This is a genomic window from Brevibacterium sp. 2SA (assembly GCF_005502845.1).
GTDB lineage: Bacteria > Actinomycetota > Actinomycetes > Actinomycetales > Brevibacteriaceae > Brevibacterium.
In genome coordinates this window covers 16,563-33,313 of record NZ_SCMW01000014.1, presented here as the reverse complement: position 1 = coordinate 33,313, position 16,751 = coordinate 16,563, and the positions used below count along the sequence as shown (strand labels likewise).

The window sequence follows — 16,751 nt, the reverse complement described above, 5'->3', positions numbered from 1 at the left end:
GAATCGGACACGGAGGACCGCCTCGGCGCCGGATGACGTGGTCAGCACCCGGACGCCGACCGTCGGGGGAGGGTGCGAAGGGATAGACTGTTCTGCGGCATAGGCACACGCGCAAAGGACATCGATGACAGACCACTTGGACCCCTTGGACGAGTCAGCCGTGCAGGCTGCCGTGGACACGGCACTGACCGCATTCGCTGACGCCGCCACCCTTGATGACCTCAAGCAGGCGAAGATCGACTTCATGGGCGACAAGTCTCCCTTGGCACTGGCGAACCGCGCGATCGGCGGACTCGACAAGGCCGACAAGGCCACCGCCGGCAAGGTCGTCGGCCAGTCCCGCGGACGGGTGAAGAAGGCCCACGACGATCGCCTCGCCGAGCTCGAGGCCGAACGCGACGCCGCGGTCCTCGTCGACGAGGCCATCGATGTCACTCTGCCGAGCGATCGGCGCGGACTCGGCGCTCGCCATCCGCTCTCCCTCATCCAGGAACAGGCTGCGGACTACTTCATCGGCCTCGGCTGGGAGGTCGCCGAGGGCCCTGAGATCGAAGCGGAATGGCTCAACTTCGACGCCCTCAACTTCGGCCCTGACCACCCGGCCCGCCAGATGCAGGACACGTTCTTCGTCGACCCGCCCGAGGCCGGTCTCGTCCTGCGCACCCACACCTCGCCGGTGCAGTCGCGGTCCCTGCTCGAACGCGGAGTCCCGCTCTACGTCGTGTGCCCGGGCAAGACGTTCCGCACCGATGAGCTCGACGCCACCCACACCCCGGTCTTCCACCAGATCGAGGGCATCGCGATCGACAAGGGTCTGACGATGGCGAACCTCAAGGGCACCCTCGACGGCTTCGCCCGGGAGATGTTCGGCCCGGAGTCGACGACCCGCCTGCGCCCGAGCTTCTTCCCGTTCACCGAACCGAGCGCGGAGATGGACTTCTGGTTCCCCAACAAAGTCGGCGGTCCCGGCTGGATCGAATGGGGCGGCTGCGGCATGGTCCACCCCAATGTGCTCCGCGCCGCCGGCATCGACCCCGAGGTCTACCAGGGCTTCGCGTTCGGCATGGGCATCGAGCGCACGCTCATGCTCCGCGAGGGAATCAACGATATGCACGACATGGTCGAAGGCGATGTGCGCTTCTCGGCCCGTTTCGGAATGAAGGCTTGAGAGATGCGCGTCCCCCTTTCCTGGCTGGCCGACTACGTCGACTACCCGGCCGACACTGATGCCCACGCCCTCGCCGCGGACTTCGCCGCGATCGGGCTCGAAGAAGAGGACTACTTCGGCGCCGAGGTGACCGGACCCCTCGTCGTCGGACGTGTCCTCGACCTCGTCAAAGAGGAGCACAAGAACGGCAAGACCGTGAACTGGTGCCGTGTCGACGTCGGTCCCGAGCACAACGAGGCCGCCGACGATCCGAAGGACCCGCAGCCCGGCGCGGAGCGTCCGAGCCGCGGCATCATCTGCGGTGCCCACAACTTCGTGCCCGGCGACCTCGTCGTCGTCAGCCTGCCCGGCGTCGTCCTTCCCGGTGATTTCCAGATCGCGGCCCGCAAGACCTATGGTCACACCTCGGACGGGATGATCTGCTCGGCCGCCGAGCTCGGCCTTGGCGAGGATCATGACGGCATCATCGTGCTCACCGATCTCGGACTCACCGGCGAACCGGGTGATGACGCGATCGCCCTCCTCGGTCTCGACGATGTCACCCTCGACGTCAACGTCACCCCCGACCGCGGGTACCAGCTGTCGATGCGCGGCATCGCCAGGGAGTACGCGCAGATGAAGGGGCAGTCGTTCACCGACATCGGCAGCCCTGAGGTCGCCGCGGTCAACGCCCCCACCGCTGACGGCTTCCCTGTCGTCATCGACGACGCCCGCCCGATCGACGGCGTGCCCGGATCCGATGTCTTCACCGCCCTGCAGGTCACGGGCATCGACCCGACGAAGACGACGCCGTACTGGATGCGCCGGCGCCTCATCGAGGCGGGCATGCGCCCGATCAGCCTCGTCGTCGACATCACGAACTACGTCATGCTCGAACTCGGGCAGCCCCTCCACGCGTACGACACCGCGCTGCTCGGCGAGGAGATCGTCGTCCGGCGCGCCGAGGCGGGGGAGAAGTTCACGACGCTCGACGACGTCGAACGCACCCTCGATGCCGAGGATCTCCTCATCACCGACCGCAGCGCCGACGGTTCGTCGAAGATCATCGGCCTCGCCGGGGTCATGGGCGGCGCAGCCGTTGAGGTGAATGACGCGACGACCGACGTCGTCATCGAGGCCGCGCACTTCGACCCGATCTCGATCGCCCGAACCTCGCGGCGGCACAAGCTGTCCTCCGAGGCCTCACGTCGCTTCGAACGCGGCGTCGACCCGCGGCTGGGACCGGTGGCCGCGCGTCGCTGCGCCGACCTCCTCGTCGAGCTCGCCGGGGGCACGCTCAGTGCCGCGACGACGCAGATCGGCGAGGCACCGGAGCCGACTGTCATCGACCTCGTCGTCGACCGGGTCTCCTCCGTCGTCGGCGTCGACTACTCCGCCGCCGAGGCGATCTCCCTGCTCGAGGGCATCGGCGCCGGTGTCGAGGATCGCGGCGACGGGCTGCTGCGGGTGACCGTGCCGAGCTGGCGTCCCGACATCACCGCCGACATCGACCTCGTCGAGGAAGTCGCGCGCACCGGCGGCTACGACCGGATTCCCTCGGTCCAGCCCGCCGCACGCGCGGGTGCGGGACTGACCGACGCCCAGCGGGCACGCCGCCGGATCTCCAATCTGCTCACCGCGGACGGATTCACGGAGGTGCTGAGCTACCCGTTCACCTCGGCGAAGCGCGATGACGAGATGCGGCTCGAGGCCGACGATTCCCGACGTCTCCACATCCGGTTGGCCAACCCGATGTCCGAGGACCTGCCGCTGCTGCGCACCACCCTGCTCTCGACGCTGCTCGACGTCGCGGCCCGCAACTTCGGTCGCGGGGCCAAGGACGTCGCGCTCTTCGAAGCCGGACTCGTCTCCTCGGCAGAAGGCCTGCCGACCACGCCGGGACCGCGCTACCTGCCCGGCTACCACCCGACGGCTGAGCAGCTCGAGGAGATCTACGCCTCGGTGCCGGCACAGCCGTACCACTTTGCGGGCGTCGTGGCCGGGCATGCAGAGTTCCCCGGAGTGTGGGGGAAGGGCCGGCGGGCCGACGCCGCCGATGTCATCGACATCGTCCGCCGGATCGCCGCGGTCAGCGGTGACGAGGTCAGCGTCGAGGCCGAACGCGGAGCGCCCTGGCACCCGGGCCGGGCCGCGAAGTTCACTCTCGCCGATGGCGGCGTGCTCGGATACGCCGGTGAGCTCCATCCGAAGGTCATCGAAAACCTCGGCCTGCCGGCGCGCACGGTCGCCTTCGAGATCGACCTCGATGCGCTGCTGGCGCAGTCGGACCTGCGGACGTGGGGCGGTGCGCTCTCGACGTACCCGGTGTCCCGGCAGGACGTCGCGCTCGTCGTCGATGCCGATCTGCCCGCGCAGACACTGGCGGCGACGCTGACCGAAGGGGCCGGCGACGACCTCGAGGCGCTCGAGATCTTCGACCTCTACACCGGTGACCAGCTGCCCGAGGGCAAGAAGTCGCTGGCGTTCCGGCTGACGTTCCGGGCTCCGGATCGCACGCTCAAAGCTGATGAGGCCTCGGCGATGCGGGAGGCCGCGACGGCGCTCGCGACCGAGCGCCACGGTGCGCAGGTGCGCGGCTGACGCGGTGCGCACCTGCGCAGTAGATCCGTCTGATCACCAGTCGACGAGTGAGGAGACCGACCGATGAGTGAGAACCTTCCGTACGGGACGAAGCTGCCCGGCCACCAGGCCGGCGGCGGGGCCACCGCGGTGCCGAGTGAGACGATCGCCCTCATCACCGGGGGTGCCCGCGGCATCGGACGTCACCTCTCCGAGGCGTTCGCGAGGGCCGGCTACCGTGTCGTCCTCACGGCCACCTCGGCGACGAAGGCCCGGGAAGCTGCCGCCGAGGTGGCGCTGGTGACCGGGGGAGAGGTCACCGGCTTCGGACTCACGGTCGACGACGTCGATTCGGTCGCCGAGCTCAAGTCCCAGGTGACGAGCCTGGAGAAGGAGACCGGTCAGCGTCTGCAGGTGCTCATCAACAATGCCGGGCGCATCGAGTCGACGGAAGGTCCGCTCTGGGATGCCGATCCGCAGAGCCTGGCCGGCGTCGTCGGGGCGAACGTCCTCGGGGTCGCGCTCATGGTCAACGCGTTCGCGCCGGTGCTCAGCGCCGCCGCCGAGGCAACCGGTCGGACGAGTGCGATCATCGACCTCAACTCGGGATCAGGAGCCAACGGGACGCCGGCGTATTCGGTGTACTCGGCGTCGAAGGCGTCGCTGTTCCGGATCGCCGATTCGGTCGTCCACTTCGGGCATGAGAAGGGTCTGCGGATCTTCGAGATGGCGCCCGGTGTCGTCGAGACGTCGATGACGAAGTCGATGCCCGTCCACGATCGCCGCACCGCCGGTGACTGGACGACGCCGCAGCAGGTCACCGACCTCGCGCTGGCCCTGGCCTCGGGCTCGCTCGATGCGTTCACCGGGCGGTATGTCCGTGCGGGTGCCGATACGGAGCAGTCCCTGCTCGCCGAGGCGGCCGGTGGTCTCTCCGACTCGGCGCGTCGCCTGGTGCTCGGGTGACCTGGCCCCATTCGTGACCGCAGTGCCCGCGTCAGGGCCGGCTTCTCGGGGTGCGTCTCAGCCACCCTCCGGTCGCTCGACCACCCAGCGCCATGTAGCTCGGCGCCCGGCAGGTGGCTCGGATTCGGTGCGGACGCTGCTCATCGACAATGCCGACTCGTTCACGTTCAATCTCTTCCATCTCCTCGCCGAGGTTAACGGCTGTGAGCCGGTTGTCGTGCCCAATGATTGGGCCGAGTATTCGCTGGCCGCGCTTGAAGGTTTCGACAATGTCGTCATCTCGCCGGGGCCGGGGACGCCAGTTGAGCAGGCTGACTTCGGGATCTGTGCGGATGTCATTGCTCATGCGGAGATTCCCTTGCTCGGGGTGTGCCTCGGGCATCAGGGAATCGCCTACATTCACGGTGGAACGGTGGAGCATGCGCCGGAGCCGCAGCATGGGCGAGTGTCCGAGATTCAGCATTCGGGCACGGATCTGATTGCCGGGTTGCCGTCGCCGTTTGAGGCGGCGCGATATCACTCGCTCGCAGTGACCGAGTTGCCGTCGAGCCTGGTGCCCACGGCGTGGTCGGATGACGGTGTGCTCATGGGGTTGGCGCACGCGACGCGACCGCAGTGGGGTGTGCAGTTCCACCCGGAGTCGATCGTCACGGAACACGCGGCTGACCTGTTGCGGAACTTCCGGCGGATGACGGAGGAATGGTGGGCGCAGACTGGGCGTGAGGCGTCTCGGCCGGTGGCTACCACGGTGGCCGGCGAAGGGACGTCGCCTGAGCGTTTCCTCCGCAATGAAGCGGTCGAAGGTGATCAGCTCGCTAGTGAGGACGTGTCGCGTCGGGAACTCGCCGTGCATGTGCGTCAGCTGCCACTTCGCGGCACCGCATTAAACGTGTTCATCGCGCTCTTCGGCGACGAGCCAGAGGCCGTGTGGCTCGACGGCAACATGCCGGGTCATCCCGACTCGAGGTTCTCGATCATGGGTGCCCCCGCCGGGCCTTTGAGCCGGTCGGTGAGAGCCGACGTCCCCACGGGGACGCTCGAGGTGCGATCAGGACGCGGCACTGAAACCATCGAATCGGGATTCTTCGATTGGCTCAAGAACGATCTCGGCGCAGTCGACCTCACCTACTCCGGTGACGAAAGTGATCTGCCGTTCGCGTTTCGCCTCGGGTGGGTTGGTTATCTGGGGTATGAGCTCAAGGCTGAAGTCGGTTCGCCGCTCAAGCATGAGGCCGACACCCCAGACGCTCTCATGATGTTCCTTGATCGTGCCTTCGTCATCGACAACGAGACGAGCACGGTCTATCTGCTGGCTCTCAGCGGAGACGGCGTAGGTGGCAGCGAATGCGATGCGTGGTTCGATGCGGTTGCCGAAGTGATCGGCACCTCGTTACTCGATGATGAATCAGTAACTGCTGTGAGATCAGCGGTCGAACACGCCGTCGTCGAGAAGCAGGCCGCTGCTCCACAAGTACACGAGCACCGAAACGTGTCCGAGGAGGACTTCGCCGGCGTCCCTGGACTCAGCGCGCGGCATTCGAAGGCGGAGTATCTCGAGCTCATTGCCGACGCGCAGCGACTCATCAATGATGGGGAGACATATGAGGTCTGTCTGACGAACATGCTCGAGACGCCGTGGACGCGTGACTCGTTGGAGACGTATGGCAACCTGAGGCGGGACAATCCGACGCCGTTCGGTGCGTTCCTGCGATCGCCCGAGGTGAGCGTCCTGAGCACGTCGCCGGAGCGCTTCCTGCGGATCTCGGCAGGTGGCGAGGCGGAGTCGAAGCCGATCAAGGGGACTCGACCGCGGGGGAGCAGCCCTGAGGAAGATGAGGCTCTCAAGGATGATCTGCGGTCGTCGGTCAAGGACCGCTCCGAGAATCTCATGATCGTCGATCTGGTCCGTCACGATCTCGGCATTACTGCCGAACTTGGCACGGTCGAGGTACCCAAGCTGTTCGACGTCGAGACCTATGCGACAGTCCACCAGTTGGTGTCCACGGTGCGTTCGCAGCTGGGCCGTGGATCGACCCCTGTCGACTGTGTTCGAGCAGCCTTCCCGCCTGGCTCGATGACGGGAGCACCGAAGCATCGCACGATGTCGATCATCGACGACCTCGAGAGCGGGCCTCGTGGCGTCTACAGCGGAGCCATCGGTTACTTCTCCCTCAACGGCGCCGTCGACCTCAGCGTCCCCATTCGCACAGCGACTATAGCTGACAATGGAATGACATATGGAGTCGGAGGAGCCATAGTGGCGCTTTCGGTCGATTACGAAGAACTTCTTGAGTCACGCGTCAAACTGCAACCAGTGGATCGGCTTCTTACTAATTTCGACGGTCCTGGAATGCTGATTAAATAGTATAAAAAAGCGATCTTCAGGCAATGCAATTCCGGATCGAGTTTCAGTCTCCTGCATCTACTGTTGCTCGAATATACTGGAGTGATTCCTGACTGGCGAAACCGTATCAATATTACGCGAGCTGATTTCGACTCGAGAAATTTTGAATACTCTCTGGAGGTTCGAATAAAATTCTTTACCCTCTTGTGTTAGCAGTCGTCTGCAAGTTTGCCATCGGGTGGCAGTGGGTTTTTAGCGGGGGTTGTAATCTGTTTCATCCGTATCGGCCTCCACTTTCCTCTTCGGAGCACTTCAGTCTTCGATCGGACTTGAGGCGGGATGTGAGGAGGGACGCTGTGGCGATAATGCTTAGTTTCCGATCCTTTGCGAAATCGCCTAGGCTGATCGTATGACAATATGACAGATATTCCTGGCTTCCCGATGCGTCCTTTGATGAAAATTTTCACCTCTCCGTGGTCAGCCCGAAGCACGGGATCTTTTTGGCAATACGTCCATCTTACCGGCACATCGCTCTCTCTCGTATCTTCTATTTCAATTCGTGGATTATAGACAGCGCCTGGGCCATCAACTCTAAATTTTACGACATAGTCACGCGGTCCGCGTGTTGATCGATTGATATTTTCCGTAATAGAATCTTCCAGGTCGCCGTGTAGCGCATGAAACTCGGAAACAATGGTCGGGTTCTGAGAAAAAGATCGTTCCTGGAAGAGCGCTAGTCCGGCGACGACCAATGCTACGATTGAAACGATTAAGCTTGATAAAGGCATCAATTCCATAATCATACTTTGAAGTATATCGCAAGATCGAGAGTATACTCGACGCTCGTTGAAATCTATGGAAGGTTCTGCCTGGCTGGCGTACGGGCTCGTTGAGCAACGAGTATTATCATACGAAGTATATCGGATGGTTTAGCATTGCTGAACGCTTTGGATCGTTTCCTGATTCTAAACGACCGGTCAAATGATTGTTGTGTTAACAGTGTTATTTTGTCTCGAAATAATTGTGGCGCTTATACTCGATCTAGAGTTCATTGATATTTACGGCTCGACATGTTTCCCAGCGTCAATCTTGTCTAACCACGACTTCGCTAGTCCGCGGCACATAAGCCTCCCGCTTCCCGTAGATCGTCAACGGCAGGACGTCTCGATCCGTGCGGCCTGCGAGCGAACCCGTCAACAGCGAGATCACATACCCCAGCACCACCGACGCCACGAACGCGACGATCGAGATTGCGAACGGGTTGAGACCGACGATGTTCTGGACGTACCAGGCCAGCCCGGCTCCGAGCAGCAAGCCGCTGAGCACCCCGAACGTGTTGGCGCGCGTGGTGAAGATCCCGAGCGCGAAGACTCCGGCAAGAGGAACGCCGAAGAGCCCGGTGATGCTGAGGAACAGATCCCACGTCTCGGCCTGATCAGTGGCGACCAGGTAGAGCGCCACGGCGACCGACGCAGCACCGACCACGACGATGACCATCCGAGAGAACCCCACACCTGAGCGGGCAACACCATCTCGCGGCGGGAAGAAACGATCGCGCAGATCGACAGTGACGCACGCCGAGATCGAGTTGAGGCTCGACGAGATCGTCGACTGCGCGGCCGCGAAGATCGCCGCGATGAGCAGTCCCGAGATTCCCGCCGGCAACACGTTGACCGCAAAGTACGGGACGAGCGCCGAGGTGTTGAAGTCCTCGGGAAGCGACCCTGCATGCCGGTAGTAGCTGTAGAGAACCGTGCCGATCCCATAGAAGAGCGGAATCGTCAGCAGCGCGAGGAACCCGTTGACCATGAGCGACCGCGCCGCCGCCTTCGGAGAATCCGTGGTCTGATAACGCTGCACGACATCCTGGCTTGCCGTGTACTGATGCAGGTTGTTGAACACCGACCCGAGGAAGATGATCGGAATTGCCGCTGCCGCTCCACCGATCGTCCAATTGTCGGCCGTGATGAACTTGCCGTCATTCGCCGCATCCGAGGCAACCGTTGCCATACCCCCGTCGATGGCAGCGATGCCGAAGATGAGGATGACCGCGGCTCCGACGAGAAGGATGATGGCCTGAGCGACGTCGGACCAGATGACACCCTCCATCCCGCCGAGGAACGTGTAGATCACCGAGAGCACACCGACCGCCGTGGCAATGAGTGCCGGGCTGATATCGGTGACCGAACTGATCGCCAACGTCGGCAGATAGACGACGATCGCCACCCGCCCGATGTGGAAGAGCACGAAGAGCACCGATCCGAGAACTCGGATGCTCGGCCCGAAACGCGCCTCAAGGTACTCGTACGCCGTCGTGACGTCGAGCTTGCGGAAGAACGGAATGTAGAACGCGACAAGCACTGGAACGAGGAGGAAGATCGCGATGTTGCCCGCCGCATACGACCAGTCATTGAGGAACGACTGCTCAGGAGTCGACATGAACGTGATCGCCGACAGCGTCGTCGCATAGATGCTGAATCCGGCCGCCCACGCGGGGATGCGCCCATCGGCTCTGAAGAACGCATCCGTGCTCTCCCCGGCCTTGCGAGTGAACCACACGCCGATGGCCAACGTCGCCAAGAGATAGATGATGATCACGGCCCAATTGAGCCCGCCAAGACCTGGAGCGTCCATGCTCCTCCTCCGATGAAGGTCGATCGGGACGCCTCAAACCTCGGGTCCCGAAGTGAACATAAAACGTGGGATGTCCTACGCGGGAAACCTACCGGAATGAATCTTTGGATACAAGCTGGATTGCTCTATGCGCAACGGCCGCCCAACGACCGCAGCCCTCAGCGAACCAGCGCCGATCTCACGCCGAGACGAGTTCGTCCGCCATCATCCACTCGACGATCGCCGCGACATGGGCATCGACGGAATCGATCGCCGGCAGGGGAGCGACGTCCGGCGGGACGAGGAGACCGATCTCCGTGCAGGAGAGGGCCACGGCATCGGCACCGCGATCGGCCAGCGACTGCATGATCTCGATGTAACGGGCACGGGAGGCCTCGGTGAACCGGCCCTGAGTGAGCTCGTCCCAGATGATCTGATCGACCTTGAGGCATGTCTCCACCTCGGGAATGAGCGTGGCAATGCCCTGCGCCTCGAGGCGCTCGGTGTAGAAGCCGTCGAGCATCGTCCACTTCGTGCCGAGCACCGCCAGCGTCGCATACCCGCGATCCTTCGCCATCGCCGCGATCGAATCGACGATGTGGATGAGCGGGACGTCGACGGACGCCTCGACCGTCGGTGCCGTCTTGTGCATGAGGTTCGTCGCGATGGCCACCGCCTCGGCGCCGCCGTCGACAAGACGCTGACCGGTCGCAGCCAAAGCAGCTGAGGCGCCATCCCAGTCCTCGGAGATCTGGAGGTCGCGGATACCGGAGAAATCGCACGAGTCGAGGAGGATCTGCGCCGAATGATGACCGCCGAGGCGCTCGGCGACCGCCGCATTGATCTTCGTGTAGTACTCAATGCTCGAGTGCCAGCTCATTCCGCCGAGCAGTCCGATTCTCCGCATCGTCAGTCTCCTTCGATACCCGTTCTCGCACGCGATCTCGGCCCGAATTGTCCAGCCGCATGATCCGCATTCCTTATGTCTTCCAGTCTCCCGCACCACGAACATCCCGAGTAGACCCAGTTCGCGCTGACTTGGCATAAGCTGAACTTATGTCTCAGCAGTTCGACCACGCGCTCGCCACCGGCGACCCCAAACGCCTCCTCCTCTTCGGCGCTGTCGCCCAGGCCGGCAGCCTCGGTGCCGCGGCACGGGAGATCGGGTGGTCGCAGCCGGCGCTCTCCCAGCACATGAGCGCCCTCGAGAAGGACCTCGGCGTCTCCCTGTTCGACCGGACCCCGCGCGGCATCGTGCTCACCACGGCCGGCCAACTCGCCCTCATCCGCGCCACCGAGGTCGCCGCCTCGGTGACGGGACTGCGCCGCGACCTCGCCACGGCGTTCGGCCTCGGCGGACGCAACGTCCGCCTCGCCGGCTTCCCGAGCTTCGTCATCGGACCACTGGCCGCCGCCCTCGGCACGCTGGAGACCAGCGACGACTCCCGCCCGGACAACGTCACCCGCCACTCCTACGAAGTCGTCGAAGCCGAACCGCCCGAGGCGCTCACCCTGCTCGAGAACGGCGCGATCGACGTCGCCTTCGTCTTCCACCACGAGGACGAAGAGCCACCTCAGCTTGAGAACGCCACGGTCGTCGACCTCGGCGAGGATCGACTCGACCTCCTCGTCCCGGAACGCTGGAACCGGGCCGGACAGATCCACGCGCTCAGCGACGTCGCCGAGCTGCCGTGGATCATGGGGTGCGAACGCTGCCGCTCGACTGCCGAACGCCTGTGCCGTCGGGCCGGCTTCGAACCCCGCACCCGGCACATCACCGACAATCCCGGAGCGATCCAAGCGCTCGTGTCGAACAGCCTCGGCGTGGCCCTGCTCCCGCAGAGCGCCCGGCGGACCACCGCGGTCGAGGGCATCGCAGCGATCTCGATCCCCGAGGTCGGCACCCGCCGCATCAGTGCCCTTGTCCCCACCGAACTGGCCACCGCCGGCGAGATCACCGACCTCCTCGATGCACTGCGAACTCTCAATGACGATCCACAGGTTCACCAGAGGTGATCAATTAGGCTGGTGGCGACGGCAATGAGGATTAGGGCGACGAAAGGGGAGTGCGGATGACGATCCTCTACTCCATCGGATTGGGTCTCATCAACGCTGTCATCGTCGGATTCCTCGTCAGGCGGATGATGCCGGTCGGCACCGGCGCCGCCCGCAACATCGTCGTCTCCCTCGTCATGGGCCTCTCGATCTGGCCGATCACCCTGCAGTCGTACCGCCTGCTCGGCATCTCCGAGGACAACACCTACCCCAGCCTCGACATGAGCTTCCCCGCGATCATGGTCTTCCTCCTCCTCTTCGCGTGGTTCATCGTCATCCAGATGTTCGTCCTGCTCGCCATCGAACTCGTCATGCCGACCGGCACGATGTCATCGGTGCTGCGCTCCGTGCCGAAGGTGCCCACCTGGTATCGCCGCGTCAACCGGCTCGCCCAGGTCCAGAAGATCCTCATCCGCTTTGGCCTCGGCCGGTACCTCAAACCGCGCATCCCGACGTTGCGGGTGTCCCTGCGCGAGATCGCGGCGACGACCCGTGACGCCCTGGCAGCGGCCGGGGTGACGTTCGTCAAGCTCGGACAGTTCATCGCGACCCGCGGTGACATGATCCCGCACGAGTTCGTCGAGGAGTTCTCCAAACTCCAGGCCGGTGTGCCCCCGGTTCCCTTCGCCGAGGTGAAAGGACAGCTGGAGACCCTGTGGGGCCGTCCCGTCGCCGAGGTGTTCGCTGAGTTCGACGAGGTCCCCTTCGCGGCCGCGTCGGTCGCCCAGGTCCACCGTGCCGTGACGTGGGAGGGTCAGGTCGTCGCGGTCAAGGTGCAGCGGCCGAAGATCCGCAAGCAGGTCAAGGCCGATGCCGACATCGTCCTCACCCTGGCCGTGCGACTCGAGCGGTCGACGGACTGGGCGAAGAAGGTCGGAGTCGTCAAGCTTGCCAACAGCTTCGTCGATTCGCTCATGGGGGAGCTCGACTACCGGGGCGAGCTCGCCCACATCGAAGCGCTGCGGGAAGCCGACGAGGCGGGGCGGCAGAACTCGTCACGGCCCTCGGTCGTCCACATTCCCAATGTCTACCCCGAGCTGTCGGGGGAGTACGTCATCGTCATGGATCTCGTCGAGGGCGTGCCGCTCTCCCATGCCACCGAGGTGGTCTCCGAGCTGTCGCAGATCGCGCGGGCAGAGATCGCCCAGGACCTCTTCCTCATGGTCGTCCGGCAGGTGCTCGGCAAGGGGATCTTCCACGCCGACCTCCACCCCGGCAACATCGTCGTCTCCTCCGCCGGGCGGGCCGGGCTTGTCGACTTCGGTGCCGTCGGGCTCATCGACAAGCGGGACCGGCGGGCGATTGCGCTGCTGCTCATGGCGTTCGATTCGCAGAATTCGCATGCGGCGACGGCGGCGATCCTTGAGCTGCTCGGCACACCGAGTGATGTCGACCTGCGTGAGCTGCAGCGGGAGATCGGGCAGATCATGCTCAAGTACGGCGACGGCCGGCCCGGGTCAACCTCGGCGGCGCTCTTCGGTGAGCTCATCGACTTCGTCGTCGATTACGGGTTCCCGATGCCGACATCGGTGGCGACGGCGTTCCGGGCGATCAGCACGCTTGAGGGGTCGCTGATGAAGCTCGATCCGCAGATGAACCTGCTGACGCTGGTCAAGAGGAACGGGAAGGATCTGCTCCGCGAAGTCGGGGGCCTCGGAGTCGATCGCAGTGAGATGACGCTCTACTTCGCGGCGACGGTGCCGCAGATGGCGGAGCTGCCCGCACAGGTTGCTCGGATCGCCGGGCACCTGCAGGACGGAACTCTGGATGTCGGCACGAGCGGGCTGAACATCTCGATGATCAAGAACCTCCTCAAGTCGACGGTCGAGCAGTTCATCCAGGTGATCGTCTCGACGGCGCTCATCCTCGGCGGAGTGATCCTCATGGCCGCCGATTTCGGGCCACAGTTGGCGCCGGAGCTCAAGCTCTTCACGTACTTCGGAGCATGGGTGCTGCTGGCCGGCAGTGTGCTCGCGGCGCTCGTGTTGGCGCCGGCGCTGCGCCAGCGGATGGCCTGGGACTCGTTGGGGTAGGTCTCTGTGACAATCGGTACTGAGGAGTCGTTGCGACACTCCGCCCCAGTAAAGTCGATCGGTGACCGAGGTATCGCCCAGTTTCGATACGGGAGGCAATATTTTACATTGCGCTGGCGGAACGGTACCTGGAGTCGGAGCAAAATTAGGTGGATCTTTCACTACTTTGCAAGTGAAAACTATGATAGTATTAGCCAATAGGAATACGAACCCTGAGAGCGTAATCAGAAGATGCATGTTCTGCACGACAACTGCGTGGTTCTGGCATGCTCAACTAGAAAGTAATAGGTAAACGATGACAGAACTTTATGACCGGGTAGTCGACCGGGCACGGGAAATACGCACCGATGCGTATAGTATGTCGATTGGCGAAGTAATTTCTCTTTATCGGGACGGCGACATAGAAATTCACCCCGAATTTCAGAGAATTTTTCGATGGGAAGTAAGTCAGCGTTCTCGACTCATTGAATCTATTCTTCTCGGCATCCCCATCCCTACAATATTCGTGGCGCAGCGTGAAGACGGAGTGTGGGATGTAATTGATGGCGTTCAGAGACTTTCTACGATCTTGGAGTTTGTTGGGGAGTATCAAAATGAAGAAGGTGAGCGCCAGCCGCCTTCAGTCCTAAGAGGAGGAGAGTATCTCCAAGAGCTCGAGGGGGTCGGATGGAATGAATCTGCAACGGACGCGCGTGAAACACTCGACGAACGCTTGCAACGTGATTTTAAGCGAGCAAAACTCTCCTTTTCGATCATCAAGAGAGAATCGGATCCTAATGCGAAGTTCGATCTCTTTCAGCGCCTGAATGCGGGGTCAACTCTTTCTCTGCAAGAGGCAAGAAACTGCCTTCTTATCATGATCAATAGAGACGCGTTCCATCGACTTTCGGAGCTATCTCGCTACCCGCAATTCAGTAATTGCATTTCAGTATCGGAGCAAAAGGAAAACGCGGCCTATAAATCAGAGCTGGTTTTGAGGTTCTTCTGCGAAGGTGCCTATGAGGGCGGCACTGCGCAACTTACGACAGAATTCGGTTCATATCTGACTGACTGGATGAAGAAAAGCGCTGAATCCGATGCGGGATTCCTCTCTGGGGACAAGTTTCGACGGACCTTCGATTTACTAAATGATGCGACTGGGCCCGACACTTTTAGGCGGTTTGACGGGTCACGCCATGTCGGACCGTTCTCGATATCAAGCTACGAATTCATAACGTCAGGGGTGGCGAGCAATCTCGAATTCTGGGAGAATCAGACTTCTGACGAACTTACCGAACGCGTTCAGAAAATTTGGAAAAACAAAAATTTCAGCTCCAACTCTGGCACCGGTGTTAGTTCCCGTAAGCGTTTTCCTCAACTGGTCGTCAATGCTCGAAAGTTCTTTGCATCCTCATGAGGATCAATACCGATGCAGAGTTCCAGAGCTACTTAGACGAGGAAATAGGTTGGCGTCGAACTGAGCTGCAAACTCTAAAATCTGATGTGCGTGAGGCTTCTTCGAAGCCGTACTCCCCGCGAGCGCGTGCTACCGCCCGCGCACTATCTGTTATGGCCTACGCCCATTGGGAAGGCTATGTGAAGTCTACTTTTGACAAATTAGCTGAAATTATTATTAAACGAAAGCCCTCGGTGGAAAGGGCAGCCGACGAGTTTGTTATTTCTCACATGAAGCATTTGTTTCAGCGTCTTTCTTCTGGCGACTTGCAGGCCCGTGATGATTTACTAAAATTTGCTCGCGGGCAAAGTGATCAAAGATTGCGACTTCGGCGCGATGAGCTTGTGCGCACGCATGATAACCTTCGATTCGAGTACTTCGAAAATATTCTAGTGGGTTTTGGACTGCCAGCTGAAGGTTTTGAACTTTCACGAACCTTTGTCGATTCGCAGTTGTGCGACCGCAGAAATGTTGTTGCGCATGGGAAGGATGCGGTTTTCGATTCGGAAAGCGTAATCCGGTCCGCGGACCGAGTTATTGGGATGATTGAAAATCTGCGGGATCTTCAACTTAATCTACTTTCGGGTCAACGGTATTTGGTGTCAGGTCATGCTTTCAAATAGTAGAGTTTCTGTGCGATCCAACTTTCGGAATTTTAAATGCGAGTTTAGTAAAATGTTTAAGGGCGTGGGGGTTGTGGAAGGTGTGAATTTGCGAGTATGTGGCAATCTTCGGAGATGATGGATGTTCGCGAAATATCCGATGCGCCCGCGGAGTATCAGTTCGTGGAAGACTGGTATGCCTCGAGGGAACTTAATAAGCGATTGAATTTTGATAATACTTTAGCTGGTCTGGACCGATTCTGGAAATGGATTACTAATTCGGAGGGGGTAGATGTGGCTGGCCCTGATCTTCTCAAAAGGTCCTTAAAGTATTTTCGCGGCCAGTCCAAATCCTGGTACGGGTTCACCTCCAGTCTGTATCGCTTGTGCAAAACGGAGGTAGGACAAGGGCGAGTTGACGAGGCACACCTTTCAAGAGCTGAGAGTGCAGTGATCGGTGCACTTCGACAAGAAGGTATGGGTAGGCGGATGACTGACGGGGAGCTTTTAATGGTTTGCCAACACCATTCGGTGCCAACCCGGCTTATCGACATTTCTACGCGGCCGTTAGAGGCTCTGTTTTTCGCTGTAGAGACTGAGGATGGTGTTGATGGGCGCCTTTTTGTGGTTGCACCACATCAAGTGGGAAGTAATCTGCCGGGCAGTCGCGATAAAATTAAACTATCTCGCCCGGATGGTTCTGGAGAAAATCATGAAACCATAAGATTACCGTGGGCGGATTCCGTCAGAGGTAAGAAGCAGTCTCACGGTAGTTGGTCAGCTGACGTCGCGCTCATCGACGAAGAGCCACTTGATCCTCGGATGCGAGCTCAAGCTGGAAAGTTCTTGGTCGGTGGGGTTCATCGCGCTCATGCTGGGCTTAATATGCCTTCTGTTTCTAACACGGAGAGGCCCGACATTAGCTCAGTCGCCGTTAACTTTTCGCGACACACTGAAGGAAAGAAGCTCTCTCAAT

At 61.4% G+C, this 16,751-nt stretch carries 10 protein-coding genes; 8 read left to right on the top strand and 2 right to left on the bottom strand.

Translation table 11 applies throughout. The annotated features are described in order from the left end of the window. Nucleotides 1-124 precede the first annotated feature (124 nt). From pheS to pabB, 4 genes are all read left to right on the top strand, one after another. Nucleotides 125-1,168 (top strand): phenylalanine--tRNA ligase subunit alpha, encoded by a 1,044-nt coding sequence (gene pheS / locus FFS20_RS07470; protein WP_137825240.1) that lies wholly within the window; start codon nucleotides 125-127, stop codon nucleotides 1,166-1,168. Nucleotides 1,169-1,171: 3 nt separating this feature from the next. Further along, nucleotides 1,172-3,748, top strand: a complete 2,577-nt coding sequence (pheT, locus tag FFS20_RS07465; RefSeq protein WP_137825239.1) for a phenylalanine--tRNA ligase subunit beta — start codon at nucleotides 1,172-1,174, stop codon at nucleotides 3,746-3,748. A 63-nt stretch (nucleotides 3,749-3,811) separates the two neighbouring features. Then, nucleotides 3,812-4,693, top strand: coding sequence for an SDR family oxidoreductase (locus FFS20_RS07460; RefSeq protein WP_137825238.1), 882 nt, complete (start codon nucleotides 3,812-3,814; stop codon nucleotides 4,691-4,693). Nucleotides 4,694-4,820: 127 nt separating this feature from the next. After that, complete coding sequence (gene pabB / locus FFS20_RS07455) at nucleotides 4,821-7,058, top strand: aminodeoxychorismate synthase component I (RefSeq protein ID WP_249356718.1); 2,238 nt, start codon at nucleotides 4,821-4,823, stop codon at nucleotides 7,056-7,058. Nucleotides 7,059-8,120: 1,062 nt separating this feature from the next. Here the strand turns inward: pabB and FFS20_RS07450 are convergent. Together FFS20_RS07450 and FFS20_RS07445 are read right to left on the bottom strand one after the other, a co-directional pair. Further along, nucleotides 8,121-9,671, bottom strand: a complete 1,551-nt coding sequence (locus FFS20_RS07450; RefSeq protein ID WP_137825236.1) for a sodium:solute symporter — start codon at nucleotides 9,669-9,671, stop codon at nucleotides 8,121-8,123. A gap of 178 nt (nucleotides 9,672-9,849) precedes the next feature. Continuing rightward, the gene (locus FFS20_RS07445; RefSeq protein ID WP_137825235.1) at nucleotides 9,850-10,557 is read right to left on the bottom strand and encodes an amino acid racemase; all 708 of its coding nucleotides are present in this window, start codon (nucleotides 10,555-10,557) and stop codon (nucleotides 9,850-9,852) included. Between the two features lie 149 nt (nucleotides 10,558-10,706). Between FFS20_RS07445 and FFS20_RS07440 the strand changes: the two genes are divergently transcribed. The 4 genes from FFS20_RS07440 to FFS20_RS07425 all read left to right on the top strand — a co-directional run bounded on the left by FFS20_RS07440 (nucleotide 10,707) and on the right by FFS20_RS07425 (nucleotide 15,796). Continuing rightward, a complete protein-coding gene (locus FFS20_RS07440; protein WP_137825234.1) occupies nucleotides 10,707-11,666 on the top strand; it encodes a LysR family transcriptional regulator in 960 nt (319 codons plus the stop codon). A 56-nt stretch (nucleotides 11,667-11,722) separates the two neighbouring features. Beyond that, nucleotides 11,723-13,738 (top strand): AarF/UbiB family protein, encoded by a 2,016-nt coding sequence (locus FFS20_RS07435; protein ID WP_137825233.1) that lies wholly within the window; start codon nucleotides 11,723-11,725, stop codon nucleotides 13,736-13,738. Between the two features lie 295 nt (nucleotides 13,739-14,033). Continuing rightward, nucleotides 14,034-15,134: a DUF262 domain-containing protein gene (locus tag FFS20_RS07430; RefSeq protein WP_137825232.1), complete on the top strand. Its 1,101-nt coding sequence runs from the start codon at nucleotides 14,034-14,036 to the stop codon at nucleotides 15,132-15,134. Continuing rightward, entirely contained in the window at nucleotides 15,131-15,796 is a 666-nt protein-coding gene (locus FFS20_RS07425; protein ID WP_137825231.1) for an MAE_28990/MAE_18760 family HEPN-like nuclease, read from the top strand. Before FFS20_RS07430 ends, FFS20_RS07425 begins: the two co-directional genes overlap by 4 nt. Nucleotides 15,797-16,751: the final 955 nt, after the last annotated feature.

What these genes read in the sequence shown, in the direction of transcription:
- FFS20_RS07460 (WP_137825238.1), top strand. Translation starts at nt 3,812, where the DNA reads ATGAGTGAGAACCTTCCGTACGGGACGAAGCTGCCCGGCCACCAGGCC.
- FFS20_RS07445 (WP_137825235.1), bottom strand. Translation starts at nt 10,557, where the DNA reads ATGCGGAGAATCGGACTGCTCGGCGGAATGAGCTGGCACTCGAGCATT.
- pheS (WP_137825240.1), top strand. Translation starts at nt 125, where the DNA reads ATGACAGACCACTTGGACCCCTTGGACGAGTCAGCCGTGCAGGCTGCC.
- FFS20_RS07425 (WP_137825231.1), top strand. Translation starts at nt 15,131, where the DNA reads ATGAGGATCAATACCGATGCAGAGTTCCAGAGCTACTTAGACGAGGAA.
- FFS20_RS07440 (WP_137825234.1), top strand. Translation starts at nt 10,707, where the DNA reads ATGTCTCAGCAGTTCGACCACGCGCTCGCCACCGGCGACCCCAAACGC.
- pheT (WP_137825239.1), top strand. Translation starts at nt 1,172, where the DNA reads ATGCGCGTCCCCCTTTCCTGGCTGGCCGACTACGTCGACTACCCGGCC.
- FFS20_RS07430 (WP_137825232.1), top strand. Translation starts at nt 14,034, where the DNA reads ATGACAGAACTTTATGACCGGGTAGTCGACCGGGCACGGGAAATACGC.
- FFS20_RS07450 (WP_137825236.1), bottom strand. Translation starts at nt 9,671, where the DNA reads ATGGACGCTCCAGGTCTTGGCGGGCTCAATTGGGCCGTGATCATCATC.
- FFS20_RS07435 (WP_137825233.1), top strand. Translation starts at nt 11,723, where the DNA reads ATGACGATCCTCTACTCCATCGGATTGGGTCTCATCAACGCTGTCATC.